Source organism: Streptomyces sp. XM83C (genome assembly GCF_023072675.1).
GTDB lineage: Bacteria > Actinomycetota > Actinomycetes > Streptomycetales > Streptomycetaceae > Streptomyces > Streptomyces thermocoprophilus.
In genome coordinates, this window is the sequence record NZ_JALLGL010000158.1 from 1 (window position 1) to 14641 (window position 14641).

At 70.7% G+C, this 14641-nt stretch carries 12 protein-coding genes; 3 read left to right on the forward strand and 9 right to left on the reverse strand.

Going from position 1 to position 14641, the window contains the following annotated elements; translation table 11 throughout:
- Positions 1-362: 362 nt before the first annotated feature.
- On the forward strand, positions 363-575 hold the full coding sequence (locus tag MTQ10_RS18420) for an FmdB family zinc ribbon protein (RefSeq protein WP_247469480.1): 213 nt from the start codon (positions 363-365) through the stop codon (positions 573-575).
- A 65-nt stretch (positions 576-640) separates the two neighbouring features.
- Here MTQ10_RS18420 and MTQ10_RS18425 read toward each other — a convergent pair whose 3' ends face one another.
- From MTQ10_RS18425 to MTQ10_RS18435, 3 genes are read right to left on the reverse strand one after another with little or no spacing between them, the layout of a single operon-like run.
- On the reverse strand, positions 641-1453 hold the full coding sequence (locus MTQ10_RS18425) for an HAD family hydrolase (RefSeq protein WP_247469481.1): 813 nt from the start codon (positions 1451-1453) through the stop codon (positions 641-643).
- The gene (locus MTQ10_RS18430) at positions 1453-4026 is read right to left on the reverse strand and encodes a phosphoribosyltransferase (protein ID WP_247469482.1); all 2574 of its coding nucleotides are present in this window, start codon (positions 4024-4026) and stop codon (positions 1453-1455) included. The genes MTQ10_RS18425 and MTQ10_RS18430 overlap by 1 nt, the downstream gene beginning before the upstream one ends.
- A gap of 24 nt (positions 4027-4050) precedes the next feature.
- A complete protein-coding gene (locus MTQ10_RS18435; RefSeq protein ID WP_247469483.1) occupies positions 4051-5217 on the reverse strand; it encodes an HpcH/HpaI aldolase/citrate lyase family protein in 1167 nt (388 codons plus the stop codon).
- Positions 5218-5425: 208 nt separating this feature from the next.
- Here MTQ10_RS18435 and MTQ10_RS18440 point away from each other — a divergent pair, with 208 nt between their 5' ends.
- On the forward strand, positions 5426-6373 hold the full coding sequence (locus tag MTQ10_RS18440) for a TerD family protein (protein WP_247469484.1): 948 nt from the start codon (positions 5426-5428) through the stop codon (positions 6371-6373).
- A 61-nt stretch (positions 6374-6434) separates the two neighbouring features.
- Here the strand turns inward: MTQ10_RS18440 and MTQ10_RS18445 are convergent, their stop codons facing one another.
- The 6 genes from MTQ10_RS18445 to MTQ10_RS18470 form a co-directional block, all read right to left on the reverse strand.
- A complete protein-coding gene (locus MTQ10_RS18445; protein ID WP_247469485.1) occupies positions 6435-7175 on the reverse strand; it encodes a TerD family protein in 741 nt (246 codons plus the stop codon).
- 125 nt (positions 7176-7300) lie between these two features.
- Positions 7301-8446, reverse strand: coding sequence for a DUF475 domain-containing protein (locus MTQ10_RS18450; protein ID WP_247469486.1), 1146 nt, complete (start codon positions 8444-8446; stop codon positions 7301-7303).
- Between the two features lie 144 nt (positions 8447-8590).
- The gene (locus MTQ10_RS18455; RefSeq protein WP_247469487.1) at positions 8591-9169 is read right to left on the reverse strand and encodes a TerD family protein; all 579 of its coding nucleotides are present in this window, start codon (positions 9167-9169) and stop codon (positions 8591-8593) included.
- A gap of 100 nt (positions 9170-9269) precedes the next feature.
- Positions 9270-9845, reverse strand: coding sequence for a calcium homeostasis/redox stress adaptation protein (locus tag MTQ10_RS18460; protein WP_247469488.1), 576 nt, complete (start codon positions 9843-9845; stop codon positions 9270-9272).
- Positions 9846-9957: 112 nt separating this feature from the next.
- Positions 9958-10416 carry a peroxiredoxin gene (locus tag MTQ10_RS18465; RefSeq protein WP_247469489.1) on the reverse strand — a complete coding sequence of 153 codons (459 nt, stop codon included), beginning with the start codon at positions 10414-10416 and terminating at the stop codon, positions 9958-9960.
- 180 nt (positions 10417-10596) lie between these two features.
- A complete protein-coding gene (locus tag MTQ10_RS18470) occupies positions 10597-11034 on the reverse strand; it encodes a DUF3052 domain-containing protein (RefSeq protein WP_247469490.1) in 438 nt (145 codons plus the stop codon).
- Positions 11035-11383: 349 nt separating this feature from the next.
- On the opposite strand from MTQ10_RS18470, the gene aceE reads away from it, so the two are divergent.
- Positions 11384-14131, forward strand: a complete 2748-nt coding sequence (aceE, locus tag MTQ10_RS18475) for a pyruvate dehydrogenase (acetyl-transferring), homodimeric type (RefSeq protein ID WP_247469491.1) — start codon at positions 11384-11386, stop codon at positions 14129-14131.
- Positions 14132-14641: the final 510 nt, after the last annotated feature.

Here is a 14641-nt window from a genome sequence, read left to right on the forward strand (position 1 = left end):
CGGAGGGGTGGCGGGCGAGGCTCGGGCGCACTGAGCGCGGCGGACGGCTCCGGCCCGCGCCGGTCGGTCCGGGCCGGCGGTCCCGTGCCGTCGGTCGGGGGTCGCCGGTGGAGGGTCTCGCTTCCGGACGGGGCCGGGGAGGCCCGGGGGGCCCGCAGCTCGATGCCGCGTCCTTATGCCCCACGGCGCCCTCGATGACGCCTCCCGGTCAGGGACCACCCGCCGGCCACGACATCGGCCACCATCGGCCTCACGACGCCTCCCGGTCACAGAGGCCGCCCGTCGGCTCGACCTCGGCCACCGGCGCCTGCGTCGCTCTTCCGGCGGGGTTCCGGTCAGGGGCGCTCGTCTAATCTGGGCACATGCCTCGCTATGAGTACCGCTGCCGCACCTGCGGCGACACGTTCGAACTGAACCGGCCCATGGCGGAGTCGTCCGCCCCCGCGGAGTGCCCCGCCGGGCACGACGACACGGTGAAGCTGCTGTCGACCGTGGCCGTGGGCGGCACCGCGTCCGCCCCCGCCGCAGCCCCCAGGGCGGGCGGCGGCTGCTGCGGTGGCGGCTGCTGCGGCTGACGGCAGCCGGGTACGGCACCACGCCGTACCCCCACCGGCACCACGCCGCCGTGCGCCCCGCCGCGTCAGCCCGGTGTGCGCGTCGCCTTCAAGAACTCCCGCAGGATCCGCTCCCCCGCCAGCACGCCCCGCTCGGGCAGGGCGCTGATCCGCGGCGCCGACCAGGCCACGTCGGCGAGTTCGCCGTGGCCGGGGCGCCAGCCCCGGTCCGCGGCCAGCAGCAGGTCGGCGTCGAGGAGGGAGTCCCCGGCGGCGAGCGTGAGGTCGGCACCCGTGCGGCGGGCGACCTCGCGGACGGCCGCGCTCTTGGTCAGCGGCTTCGGGACGGCGTAGATCTTGCGGCCCTGCACGGACACCGTCCAGCCGCGTGCCTCCGCCCAGGCGGCCAGCTCCTTCACCCACTCCTCGGGCAGCAGGTCCCGTTCGACGACGAGGTACGCGAACAGGTCCTCCGCGTCGCGCTGCTTGCGCACCCACACGGGGTCGGCGGTGCGCCGCAGATGGTCCTGCACCTCGGCGAGCGGCGCGCACTCGTCGGCGAGACGGGCGGTGACGGCGCCGTGCCAGTCGCGGTCGGAGACGCCGTCGACGAGGAGGTGGCCGCCGTTGGCGCAGATCGCGTACGTCGGTGCCGGGCCCGGAAGGTTGATGCGCAGGTACTGCTTACGGGTGCGGGTCGTCGTCGGCACGAACACCGCCGTGTCCGCGAGGTCGGTGAGGAGCTGCGCCGCGGTCTCCGTCATGTAGGACAGCGGCTTGCTCTCGTGCACCTCGACGCAGAGCAGGCGGGGCGCGCGGGCGTCCGGCATGGTCAGGGCCAGGGCGGCCGAGGAGTAGATCAGCGTCCGGTCGAGATCGCTCGCCACCAGCACCGGCATCAGAGGGTCACCGCCTTGCCGTCGGCGCCGGTGGCACCGCGCGTGTACTTGGGGTGGATGAGTCCCACACAGGTGTACGGCAGGTCGGGGACCTCCTCGACGGGTACGCCGCGCTGCTCGGCGAGCAGGCGGACATGGGCGAGGTCGGCGCCCGCGCCGGCGCGGGCGAGGATCTTCCAGGGTACGCGGCGCAGCAGCACCCGCGTGGTCTCGCCGACGCCGGGCTTGACCAGGTTCACGTCGTGGATGCCGTACTCCTCGCTGATGCGTTCGACGGCGGCCCAGCCCGCCCAGGTGGGGGTGCGGTCGCCGGAGCGGAGTTCCTTGACGGCGAGGTCGACGGTGTCGTCGACGTCGCCGAAGCGGGCGGAGACGGCGTCGAGGAACGCCACCGACACATCGGCGCCGGCGAGTTCGCGGTAGAACTTGGCGCCGTGGTAGTCGTGCGGTCCGACCAGGTCGGCGCGGAGCACGGTGCGCGATATCAGGCCGGAGACGGTGGAGTTGAGGCACGCGGAGGGGATGAGGAAGTCCTCGCGGGTGCCGTAGGTGCGGACGCAGGAGCCGGGGTCGGCGAGGACGGCGATCTCCGGGTCGAAGCCGGTGATGCCGTCGGAGGCCTCGAACTCGGCGAGGGCGTCGGCGAGTTCGCGGGTGATGGCACCCTTGCCGGTCCAGCCGTCGACGAACACCACGTCCGCCGGGTCGTGGTGGGCGGCGAGATAGCGCAGGGCGTTGGCGTCGATGCCGCGTCCGCGGACGATGGAGACGGCGTAGTGCGGCAGGTCGAGGCCGTGGCGGTGCTGCGCCCAACGGCGCATGAGGACGCCGATCGGGGTGCCGGCGCGGGCCAGGGACACCAGGACGGGGCGGGGTGAGCGCTCGGCGAGGACGGTCTCGGTGACGACGCCGACGGCCTGCGCGAGGCGGGCCGCGGACTCGTGCAGCGCGGTGTGGAAGAGCTGCTGGTACTGCTCGGTGGGCTGGTACTCGACGGGCAGGGACTCGGCGTAGTGGGCGCCGCCGCTCTGGATGGCCTCCTCGCGTTCCTCGGTGGGCGCCTCCAGGGTGATGTCCGAGAGGTCCTGGAGCAGCCAGCCGACCTCGTCGGGCGCGTAACTGGAGAAGGCGGGGCCGCGGAGGGGCTCGGGCAGCATGACGGGCCTTTCGGGGTGGTGCGCGGTCGCGGGGGCGGTGGTCTCGGGGGCGGCGGTCGCCTCGGTCACGGTCGCCTGCGGGCCGACGGCGGGCGCCGGGGTGGCCGCCCCGGTCGTGGTCCTGTGTCGGCGGGTGGTTGCCGCCGGGACGTACGAGGGCACGACCGTGAGGACGACGTGCGGTATGTGCTCGGCGAGGCGGGCGAGGAGGCCGTCCGGGGCGTGCAGCGCGGGTGTGTCGGCGGCGGAGTCGACGACGACGGCCACGGCGTCGAAGCCGGCGCCGGTGATGTTGTAGGCGTAGCGCTCGCCGGGGCCGTCGGCGGGGTCGTCGTGGGCGGGGAAGACCAGGCGGGTGCGGATGGCGTAGCCGGGGTCGTCGACGGCGAGGACGGGTGAGCGGGTGGTGGTGGAGAAGCGGACCTCCATGCCGTCGGCGGTCTCCTCCAGGGCGCGGGCGAGGCGCAGCGGGGCGTACATGAGTTCCTCGAAGCCGAGGACGTGGACGCGGCGGGCGCCGGCGGGGAGGGCGTCGGCGAGGCAGGCGGCCATGGCGGGCAGGGCCGCCTCCAGGCGGGCGCGGTGGGCGGGGGTGAAGCCGTGCCGGCCGCCGTCGGGGAGGCCGTCGGGCCAGCCGAGGTCGACGCGGGTGATACGGCCGGGCCGTGCGGCGGGGGCGGGCCCGGCCGGGGTGTCCTGTTCGTGCCGGGCGACGAGCGCCTGCCCTTTCTCCAGGACGCCGTCCGGGAGGTGTACGGCCCCGGACGCGGTGGTGACGAGGTCGATGCGGGCGCCGATCTCGCGGGCGAAGGCGTCGAGGCGGCCGGTGTCGGCGGCGGAGCGCATGTCGACGAGGGCGACGACGACGTACCGGGTGCGGGGGTGGCGGGCGTGCAGGTCGCGGATGGTGTTGAGGACGGTGTTGCCGGTGGAGAACTCGTCGTCGACGAGGACGAGCGGCCCGTCGCCGGCGAGGAGGGCGGGGTCCTCGGGCAGCAGCAGATGGGAGGTGGCGTGGGAGTGGGACTCCTCGAAGCCGCCGGCCGGGGTGACGCCGGGGAGGGGGCGGCGGGTGGAGTGCAGGCAGGGGGCGACGCCGAGGCCGTCGGCGACGCAGTGGCCGAGTCCGGTGGCGGTCTCCGCGTAGCCGAGGACGACGGCGCGTGCGGTCTCGTCGGGGCCGAGGAGGTCGCGGACGCGGCGGCCGAGGTCGAAGCCGTGGCCGTAGACGACGGTCGGGGACTGCGGCACGTGTTTGCCGAGGACGTTCGACACGAGGAGGTGGGCCCGTTTGGGGTTGCGGCGCAGGGCGAGCCCGAGCAGGCCGGTCAGGGTGTCGTCGCCCATGAGTTCGACGCCGAGCCTCCGGGCGACCCAGGTGCCGGACCAGGGTCCGTTGTTCACTGCCTTGTTCATGAGTCCCTAGGGGTGGGTGGGGGGTCAGCCGGGGATGCCGGCGGCGAGCAGGTCCACGAAGCTGACGTCCTCGTGGGCGACGCCGAAGACCTCCGCGCGCAGCATGGTCCGCTCCGCCCAGGCGCGGTGCGGCTTCACCTCGTTCATCTTGTTCGTGTACTGCGATCTGAGGACTCCGCCGCCGTCGCGTTCGGGGCGCAGGATGTCGGCGGCGTCGCTGTACTCCTCGTGGCTGACGACGGACAGCGCGTGCACGGCCGGGACGTGCGAGGGGTGGATGCAGGTCTTGCCGAGCAGGCCGTTGGCGTGGTCGAGGGAGATCTCCCGCAGCAGGCCGTCCATGGCATGCTCGATCAGTTTCTCGCGGAGTTCGACGGCCTGCCCCTCCAGGAAGGGGCTGGTGCGCAGCATGGGCTTGAAGAGGCGTTCGGGTACGCGGAAGTACTCCCAGACGGGGCCGGTCACGGTGAAGCCGGTGCCGTCGGCGCGGCCGAGCATGTTGACGACGTCGGCGATGACGGAGGCGACGATCTGGACGTCGTAGGCCGTCATGTCGGGGGCGCGGCGCAGCCCGTAGGAGGAGCAGAAGTCGGTGACGCCGAGGCGGAGGGCGAGGACGCGGTCGCGGTATTTGTCGACGGCGCGGAAGATGCCCTCCAGGGTCTCCACGCGGGATTCGCGGTAGAGCAGCTCGGGGGATTCCAGGACCGGCATGGCGAACAGGCGGTGGCCGCACGCGGTCTCGGCGTCGGCGAGGGCCTCCAGGAAGGGCATGCCGCGTTCCTCGGTGAACTTCGGCAGGACGAACCCGGACAGCAGGCGTACGGCGGGGCCGAAGCGGCGGACGAGGTCGGGGATCTGCTCGGGGGTGCGGACGCGGACGAACAGCAGCGGCAGTTCGGTGCCGGTGCGGCCCGCGAGGTCGGTGAGCTGGCGGACCAGGTTCTCCTCGCCCTCGGGGACGTCCTCGTCGCCGATGGAGTCCTCCAGGCACAGCACCATGGAGACCACTCCGCCGGCGGCCTGTTTGACGATGTCGTCGGCGAGGCGGGGCCGGGTGGCGGGGCTGTAGAGGGTGGCGCCGAGGGCCGCGGAGAGCAGCCGGGCGGGCGAGTCGGGGGTGAAGGTGCAGGGTTCCTGGTGGAAGAGGCGTCGGCGCACCTCCGGGGCTATGTGCCCGAAATGACGCATGGAACTCCCCCGTGGGTGTGGGCCGGGCCTGGTGGACTGGCCGATGATGTGCAAACAGGTGGCCGGTAATAGTACGTATGCCCCAGGGTCGGGGGTTCCCGATGGGCGTGAATTTCCGGTAACGGTGCGCGGTACGAGCGGGGTGCGCGGTACGGGCGCGACACACCCCGCGTTGTCGTGACCAGGACCGAGCAGGCAGGATGACGGCATGACGCACGCGATGCTGAAGGGGTCGAACATCCCGCTGGAGGCGGCCACGGTGCGTGCCGTGCTGCGCTGGTCTCCGGGTCAGGGTGTGCCGGATGTGGACGCTTCGGCGCTGCTGCTCGGCCCGCAGGGCCGTGTGCGCTCGGACGAGGACTTCGTCTTCTACAACCAGCCGCGGCATCCGTCGGGGAAGGTGTGGCGGCTGGGCAAGAAGCAGGTCGCGGAGGGGCTGACCGACACGATCCAGACGGATCTGGCGGGTGTGGAGCCGGAGGTCGGGCAGATCCTGCTGGTCGCGTCGGCGGACGGGGTGACGTTCGACCGGGTGCGTGATCTGCGTATCTCGCTGTACGACGCGGCGGTCGCCGGCGGGGAGCCGCTGGCGTATTTCGACATCACCCCGGAGACGGGGCAGGAGACGGCGCTGATCTGCGGTGAGCTGTACCGGCGCGGGGAGGGCTGGAAGTTCCGGGCGCTGGGCGAGGGCTATTCGAACGGTCTGAAGGGTCTGGCCACGGACTTCGGTATCTCGGTGGAGGAGCCGGAGGCGGAGGACGGTCCGTCGGCGGCGGACCCGGCGCGGCCCGAGTCGGCGTCGCAGCCGCTGCCGGAGCCCTCGCAGCCGCTGCCGCCGGAGCAGCCGCCCGCTGTGGCGCCCGGCCCGCTGCCCGCGGCGTCCCCGGCGCAGCCGGGCCCGGTGCCGGGGCAGCCCGGGTACGGGTATCCGCAGCCCGCGGCGACGGCCGCGGCGTCGGCTCCGCCGCAGGCGGCGAATTCGGCGGCGACGGCGCCGGCGCAGCCCGGGTACGGGTATCCGCAGCCGGACGGTGCCGGGTACGCCCCGGCGCGGCCGGCGGCGGCCGGGGGGTACGGTTTCCCGCCCGCGGCGGCCGGTGCGGACGGTGAGTTCCGGCTGCCGCCGCAGGGGCCGCAGTTCCTGGGGCGCTGACGGTTCGGGCGCCGGGGCGGGGCCGGGTGCCTGCGGGCTGCCCGCGGGTGTGCGGGCGGGGTCAGGTGCCGGCGGGCTGGTTCTTGTAGCCGCGGCCCCATTGCAGGCCCCAACCGTAGAGGCGGTCCAGTTCGGCCTGGAAGCCGTAGACGAACTTCACCTCGCGACGGACGAGCAGTTCGTCCTTGACGTTCTCGATGAGGACGACGGCGCACGAGCGGGCCTGGGGGTGGCGTTCGTCCAGGCCGATCTCGATGCGGGGGCCGTTGCTGGGGTAGAGCGTGACGACGGCGTGGGTGCGGTCGAAGGCGGGGGTCTGGTCGTAGATGTAGACGAAGACCAGCAGCCGTTTGATCTTGTCGCGGTGGTCGAGGTTGATGTACATCGTCTCGCCGGACGCCGAGCCGAACCGGTCGTCCCCGCTGAGTTTGACGTACGGCGGTGAGTTGACGTCACCGAGGAGGCCGCCGAGGGGCTGGACGACGCCTTTGGTGCCGTCGGCCAGTTCGTACAGGCAGCCCAGGTCGAGGTCGACGTTGACCATGCTCTGGCTGTGCCCGACGACCTCCGGCGGCTTGAGCGCCTTCAGGGGGTGGCGCAGCAGGCTCTCGCGGGGGCTGCCGCCTATGTCGGAGGTCCGCATGCGCCAGGCGAGGTTGATGCGCAGATGGCCGGTGGCGGCGCCCTGTTTCGTCAGGGAGACCTGCCGGTGCCGTGAGGTCAGCTCGATGGCATTGCTGGCCGCGCTGCCGGAGTCGAACTGGGCGGCGCGTCCGCCGCGCAGCCCGTCGAAGATGCCCATTCCCGCCCCCAGGATCGTGTTGTCGGTGCATCGCCGGTGAACGACCGGCGGGGCGGTCACGGCCGAGGACGTGCGTCCTTGCCGTGGCCGCCCCGCCACAAAGCGTTCCCTGCCGGGGGTGCCGGTCACACCCCGGAGGAGACCTCGGCCTTCTCGCCGCTGCCGGGCGCGCCTTCCTCGGCGGCGAGGGCGCGGTTGCGGCGGACGGAGGACCAGAAGGACCAGGCGATGAGGATGACGCCGATGAGGCCGGTGATCACTTCGTTGATCTCGTACTGGATGGTGACGAGGAGCAGGACGGCGAGGGCGCCGATGGCGTAGTGGGCGCCGTGCTCCAGGTACACGTACTCGTCGAGGGTGCCCTGACGGACCAGGTAGACGGTGAGGGACCGCACGTACATGGCGCCGATGCCGAGGCCGAGGGCCATCAGCACGATGTCGTTGGTGATGGCGAAGGCGCCGATGACACCGTCGAAGGAGAACGAGGCGTCGAGGACTTCCAGGTAGAGGAACATGAAGAACGCGGCCTGGCCGGCCAGTTTGACCGCTGAGCGGGGTCTGCCGGTGCGTTCGGCTTCTTCCTCCTCCTCGTGCTCGCGTTCCTCCTCTTCCTCCAGTTTGTCCTCGAAGTAGCCGGAGAGGCCGCCGACGACCATGTAGGTGATCAGGCCGGCGATGCCGGCGATCAGGACGGTCTGCGCCTTGTCGACATGGGCGCCGCCGTGCTGGTGGGCCTGGGTGGCAAAGGTGAAGGAGGTGATGAGCAGGACGATCAGCGAGATGCAGACCGACAGCATGTCGACCTTGCCGAGCTTGGCCAGGGGTCGCTCGATCCAGCGCAGCCACTGGATGTCCCGGTCCTCGAAGATGAAGTCGAGGAAGATCATCAGCAGGAACATGCCGCCGAAGGCGGCGATCGCCGGGTGGGCGTCGGTGACCAGCTCCTGGTAGCGGTCCTTGTTGTTCAGCGCGAGGTCGACGGCCTCGATGGGGCCCATCTTGGCGCTGATCGCGACGATCACGACGGGGAAGACCAGCCGCATGCCGAAGACGGCGATGAGGACACCGACCGTGAGGAAGATCTTCTGCCAGAAGGCGTTCATCTTCTTCAGGATTCCGGCGTTGACCACCGCGTTGTCGAACGACAGCGAGATCTCGAGGACGGAGAGGATCGCCACGATGCCGAAGGCTTCCCACCCCCCGTAGAAGACCGCTGCGACCAGGCCGAGCGCGGTGACCGCGAACGACCAGCCGAAGGTTTTCAGAAGCACTGGCTACCCAATCGTGTAAGTACGGGTCTCCCCCGTCGCCGCACTTGGCTTTACGAACTTTTGAAGGCGGAGTCTAGCCGGACGCCCTTCGCACCCCGGCGGGCCCCGGGGTATCGCTCATAAAGCGCTACGGGATGTTGACCGCTACGAGACGTTCACGCCGAAATCGAGGGCGATTCCCCTCAGCCCGGACGCGTACCCCTGTCCGACGGCGCGGAACTTCCACTCGCCCTGGTAGCGGTAGACCTCGCCGAAGATCATGGCGGTCTCGGTGGAGGCGTCCTCGCTCAGGTCGTAACGGGCGAGTTCCTGCCCGTCGGCCTGGTTGACGACGCGGATGAAGGCATTGCTGACCTGGCCGAAGGTCTGGCCTCGCTCGTCGGCCATATGGATGGAGACCGGGAAGACGATCTTCTGGCACCGCTCGGGCACCTTCGACAGGTCGACGAGGATGGACTCGTCGTCGCCCTCGCCCTCACCGGTGAGGTTGTCGCCGGTGTGCTCGACCGAGCCGTCGGGGCTCTTGAGCTGGTTGTAGAAGACGAACCACTCGTCGCCCAGGACCCGGTTGTCGCCGCCGAGGAGCAGCGCGCTGGCGTCGAGGTCGAAAGGCGCCCCTGTGGTGGAGCGCGCGTCCCAGCCGAGGCCGACCATCACCTGGGTGAGGTTCGGCGCGGCCTTGGACAGGGAGACATTGCCTCCCTTGGCGAGTGTGACGCCCATGTTGCTGTCCCTCCCGCTGACGGTGTTCCTGTGCTTGTCCTGCGCGTCCGGCGCCGCACGCAAACCGTGCGGCGCCGGACGGAGCGGCCCGGGGGCCGGATCAGACGTTGACGCCGAAGTCCTGCGCGATGCCTCGCAGGCCCGAGGCGTACCCCTGGCCGATGGCGCGGAACTTCCACTCCGCGCCGTGGCGGTACAGCTCGCCGAAGACCATGGCGGTCTCGGTGGAGGCGTCCTCGCTCAGGTCGTAGCGGGCGATCTCGGCGCCGCCGGCCTGGTTGACGACGCGGATGAACGCGTTGCGCACCTGGCCGAAGGACTGCTGGCGGTTCTCGGCGTCGTAGATCGAGACCGGGAAGACGATCTTGTCGACGTCGGCGGGGACGGCGGCAAGATTGATCTTGATCTGCTCGTCGTCGCCCTCGCCCTCACCGGTGAGGTTGTCGCCGGTGTGCTCGACCGAGCCGTCGGGGCTCTTGAGGTTGTTGAAGAAGACGAAGTGCTGGTCGCTGATGACCTTGCCGGAGTTGTTGAGCAGCAGGGCGCTGGCGTCGAGGTCGAAGTCGGTGCCGGTGGTGGTGCGGACGTCCCAGCCCAGACCGACGATGACCGCGGTCAGGCCCGGGGCCTCCTTCGTCAGCGATACGTTGCCGCCCTTGCTGAGGCTGACTCCCACGAGTCCTCCATTTGTGTCCGGGGGCGGGGAGCCCCGTCGTGCTGTGACATCGGATCAACGCCTCGATCCTAGTGACGGGTTCCCGCCCGCCGCAGGCCCTGGGACCGGACGGTCACAGAGTGTCGAGCGCCCTGACGTACTCGTTCAGGTCACGGGCGTCGGGCAGCGCGTTGACGACGGTCCAGCGCACGATGCCCTCCTTGTCGATGACGAAGGTGCCGCGCACCGCGCAGCCCTTGTCCTCGGCGAAGACACCGTAGGCGCGGGAGACCTCGCCGTGCGGCCAGAAGTCGCTGAGCAGCGGGTATTCCAGGCCTTCCTGCTCGGCGAAGACGCGCAGGGTGTGGATGGAGTCGTTGGAGACGGCGAGGACCTGCGTGTCGCGGTCGGCGAACTTCGGCAGGTTGTCGCGGACCTCGCACAGCTCGCCGGTGCACACGCCGGTGAAGGCGAAGGGGTAGAAGAGCAGGACGACGTTCTTGCTGCCGCGGAAGTCGGACAGCTTCACGGTGGCGCCGTGGTTGTCCTTGAGTTCGAAATCGGGGGCCTTGTCGCCGACCTGGATGGCCATGTGGAGGTTCGTCCCTTCGTGGACTGTTCGGGTCGGGAACAGCCTACGCAGCGGACGTCGCCCCCTGACGGACGGGCCGGACCTGGCCGACCCGTCCGTTCGGGTGCGCGGACGGGCCGGACCGCGCCGGCCTGTCCCCTGGGTACGGGGCGGAGCCCCGGGTGATGTCCTCCTACGAGGTCACCGCTTGGCCTTGGCGGCCTTGGGGGTCGCCAGGCGGCTGCCGCTCCAGTCCTTGCCGACACTGACGCTCTTCGACGCCGTCAGACCCGCCGTCGTCGCGGCTTCCGAGATGTCGCTCGGCTCCACGTACCCCGTACGGCCGGTCTTCGGCGTCAGGAGCAGGATCGCGCCGCCCTCTTCGATGTACGTGGTGGCATCCACCAGCGCATCCGTGAGGTCGCCGTCGTCGTCACGGAACCACAGCACAACGGCGTCGGCCACGTCGTCGTAGTCCTCGTCCATGAGGTCGCCCTCGATGGCTTCCTCGATGGCCTCGCGGAGCTCCTGATCGACGTCGTCGTCGTAGCCGATCTCCTGGACCACCTGCCCGGGCTGGAACCCCAGCCTGACGGCGGGGTTCGTCCGCTCCTCCGCGTGGTCCGCGGTCGCGCTCACGGGTTGCCTCCTGATCATGTCTTGGTGAGTTTCTCAGCCACGCGCGTGCGCGAAGCATTGGGCGTAGTCCACACGGGCGGGGCGGATCGCGCAAGTACCCGGCCGTTCAGACCGCCGAAACGGTGACGATCCCGGCCGTGTCGCCGCAACTCCAGCGACACCGCTCAAGGACAAAGTGACATACACCACACCTTTGTGCCCGGTTTGCGGGGCGGGGAACCTTCTGTGGATACCTGACGGTAGAGATGACGTTTGCCGCCCCGAGGTACACGATGGGGAGCAGCGGCCATCCGCTCCGTACACATGACGGCCGCCCTGCACATCCGCCCTCCGACAGGTAAGGAACAGCGTGGCTTCCGGTTCAGATCGCACCCCGATCATCATTGGCGGCCTTCCGAGTCAGGTTCCTGACTTCGACCCCGAGGAAACCGAGGAGTGGCTCGATTCGCTCGACGCCGCCATCGACGAGCGCGGCCGGGAGCGGGCGCGCTATCTGATGCTGCGGCTGATCGAGCGTGCCCGTGAGAAGCGCGTGGCCGTGCCGGAGATGCGCAGCACGGACTACGTCAACACGATCGCCACCAAGGACGAGCCGTTCTTCCCGGGCAACGAGGAGATCGAACGGAAGATCCTCAACGCGACCCGGTGGAACGCGGCGGTGATGGTCTCGCGCGCCCAGCGGCCCGGGATCGGCGTCGGCGGCCACATCGCGACGTTCGCCTCGTCCGCCTCGCTGTACGACGTGGGCTTCAACCACTTCTTCCGCGGCAAGGACGAGGGCGACGGCGGCGACCAGGTGTTCTTCCAGGGGCACGCCTCCCCGGGCATCTACGCGCGCGCGTACCTGCTCGACCGGCTGTCCGAGCAGCATCTGGACGGCTTCCGGCAGGAGAAGTCGAAGGCGCCGTACGCCCTGTCGTCGTACCCGCATCCGCGCTCGATGCCGGACTTCTGGGAGTTCCCGACGGTGTCGATGGGCCTCGGCCCGATCGCGGCGATCTACCAGGCGCGGATGAACCGCTACATGCACGCGCGCGGGATCGCCGACACCTCCCGCTCCCACGTGTGGGCGTTCCTCGGCGACGGCGAGATGGACGAGCCGGAGTCGCTGGGCCAGCTGAGCATCGCCGCGCGCGAGGGCCTGGACAATCTGACCTTCGTCGTCAACTGCAACCTTCAGCGGCTGGACGGCCCGGTCCGCGGCAACGGCAAGATCATCCAGGAGCTGGAGTCGATCTTCCGGGGCGCCGGATGGAACGTGATCAAGCTGATCTGGGACCGCTCCTGGGACCCGCTGCTCGCACAGGACCGCGACGGCATCCTCGTCAACAAGATGAACACGACGCCGGACGGCCAGTTCCAGACGTACGCCACCGAGTCCGGCGCGTACATCCGCGAGCACTTCTTCGGCGGTGACCACCGGCTGCGCGCCATGGTCGAGAACATGACCGACGACCAGATCCTCCACCTCGGGCGCGGCGGGCACGACCACCGCAAGATCTACGCGGCGTTCAAGGCGGCGGTGGAGCACAAGGGGCAGCCGACGGTCATCCTCGCCAAGACCATCAAGGGCTGGACGCTCGGCCCGAACTTCGAGGGCCGCAACGCCACGCACCAGATGAAGAAGCTGACGGTCGACGACCTGAAGCACTTCCGGGACCGGTTGCATCTGCCGATCTCCGACAAGGAACTGGAGGGCGGCCTGCCGCCGTACTACCACCCGGGGCGGGACTCCGAGGAGATCCAGTACATGCACGACCGCCGCAGGAGCCTCGGCGGTTACGTCCCCACGCGCGTGGTGCGCTCCGAGCCGCTGCCGCTGCCGGACGACAAGGCGTACGCGACGGTGAAGAAGGGCTCCGGTCAGCAGTCGATCGCCACGACGATGGCGTTCGTGCGCCTGCTGAAGGACCTGATGCGGGACAAGGAGCTGGGCCGGCGGTTCGTGCTGATCGCGCCGGACGAGTACCGCACCTTCGGCATGGACTCGTTCTTCCCGAGCGCGAAGATCTACAACCCGCTGGGGCAGCAGTACGAGTCCGTGGACCGCAAGCTGCTGCTGGCGTACAAGGAGTCGCCGACGGGCCAGATGCTGCACGACGGCATCTCCGAGGCGGGCTGCACGGCGTCCCTGATCGCGGCGGGCTCCGCCTACGCGACGCACGGGGAGCCGCTGATCCCGGTGTACGTCTTCTACTCGATGTTCGGTTTCCAGCGCACCGGCGACCAGTTCTGGCAGATGGCGGACCAGCTGGCGCGCGGTTTCGTCCTCGGCGCGACCGCCGGCCGTACGACTCTGACCGGCGAGGGGTTGCAGCACGCCGACGGGCATTCGCAGCTGCTGGCGTCGACGAACCCGGCGTGCGTGGCGTACGACCCGGCGTACGGCTACGAGATCGCGTACATCGTGCAGGACGGCCTGCGCCGCATGTACGGCGCGAGTCCGGAACACCCGCACGGCGAGGACGTCTTCTACTACCTCACGGTCTACAACGAGCCGATCCAGCACCCGGCGGAACCGGAGGACGTGGACGTCGAGGGCATCGTCAAGGGCGTCCACCGGCTGTCCGAGGGCTCGGCGGGCGAGATCCCCGCGCAGATCCTCGCGTCGGGCGTCGCCGTGCCGTGGGCGCTGGAGGCGCAGCGGATCCTCGCCGAGGAGTGGAACGTGCGGGCCGGCGTCTGGTCGGCGACGTCCTGGAACGAGCTGCGGCGGGACGCGGTCGCGGCGGAGGAGCACAATCTGCTCCACCCCGACGAGGAACCGCGCGTGCCGTACGTGACGCGGAAGCTGTCGGGGGCGCAGGGGCCGTTCGTGGCGGTGTCCGACTGGATGCGGGCCGTGCCGGACCAGATCGCCCGGTGGGTGCCGGGGCGGTGGCAGTCGCTGGGCGCGGACGGGTTCGGGTTCGCGGACACGCGGGGGGCGGCGCGGAGGTTCTTCCACATCGACGCCGAGTCGATCGTCGTGGCCGTGCTGACGGAGCTGGCGCGGGACGGCAAGGTGGACCGCGGGGTGCTGAAGCAGGCGGTGGACCGGTACCGGTTGCTCGACGTGACAGCGGCCGACCCTGGGGTGGCGGGGGGCGACGCGTAGCCCGACGGCGCGGGTGACGCCCTTTGCGCGCGGTTCCCCGCGCCCGCCTTGCCACCGGGGTGCCGGTGACGCCGCTTGCGCGCAGTTCCCCGCGCCCGCCTTGCCACCGGGGTGCCGGTGACGCCGCTTGTGCGCAGTTCCCCGCGCCCCTATTGGGGCGCGTGAGGTTTCGCTGTTCACCGCGGGCCGGTGGGGGCTTGGCGCGCAGTTCCCCGCGCCCCTTGATGTGGCGGAGCCATCGTTTTCACCTGCGGGCCGGTGGGGGCGTTCGCGCAGTTCCCCGCGCCCCTTCGTTTGGCGGGGCCATCGCTTTCACCTGCGGGCCGGTGGGGGCTTGGCGCGCAGTTCCCCGCGCCCCTTTCGTCTGGCGGGGCCATCGTTTCCACCTGCGGGCCGGTGGGGGGTTCTCGCGCAGTTCCCCGCGCCCCTGATGCCTGCGGCGGCCCGTTTCGGTGGTCGGGTGGCTGGTGTAGCGCCACCTGTCCGGTGGTGGGGTCGGGGGCGCGCCGG

Coding starts and splice junctions, on each gene's coding strand:
- MTQ10_RS18420 (WP_247469480.1), top strand. CDS start 363: ATGCCTCGCTATGAGTACCGCTGCCGCACCTGCGGCGACACGTTCGAA.
- MTQ10_RS18425 (WP_247469481.1), bottom strand. CDS start 1,453: ATGCCGGTGCTGGTGGCGAGCGATCTCGACCGGACGCTGATCTACTCC.
- MTQ10_RS18430 (WP_247469482.1), bottom strand. CDS start 4,026: ATGAACAAGGCAGTGAACAACGGACCCTGGTCCGGCACCTGGGTCGCC.
- MTQ10_RS18435 (WP_247469483.1), bottom strand. CDS start 5,217: ATGCGTCATTTCGGGCACATAGCCCCGGAGGTGCGCCGACGCCTCTTC.
- MTQ10_RS18440 (WP_247469484.1), top strand. CDS start 5,426: ATGACGCACGCGATGCTGAAGGGGTCGAACATCCCGCTGGAGGCGGCC.
- MTQ10_RS18445 (WP_247469485.1), bottom strand. CDS start 7,175: ATGGGCATCTTCGACGGGCTGCGCGGCGGACGCGCCGCCCAGTTCGAC.
- MTQ10_RS18455 (WP_247469487.1), bottom strand. CDS start 9,169: ATGGGCGTCACACTCGCCAAGGGAGGCAATGTCTCCCTGTCCAAGGCC.
- MTQ10_RS18465 (WP_247469489.1), bottom strand. CDS start 10,416: ATGGCCATCCAGGTCGGCGACAAGGCCCCCGATTTCGAACTCAAGGAC.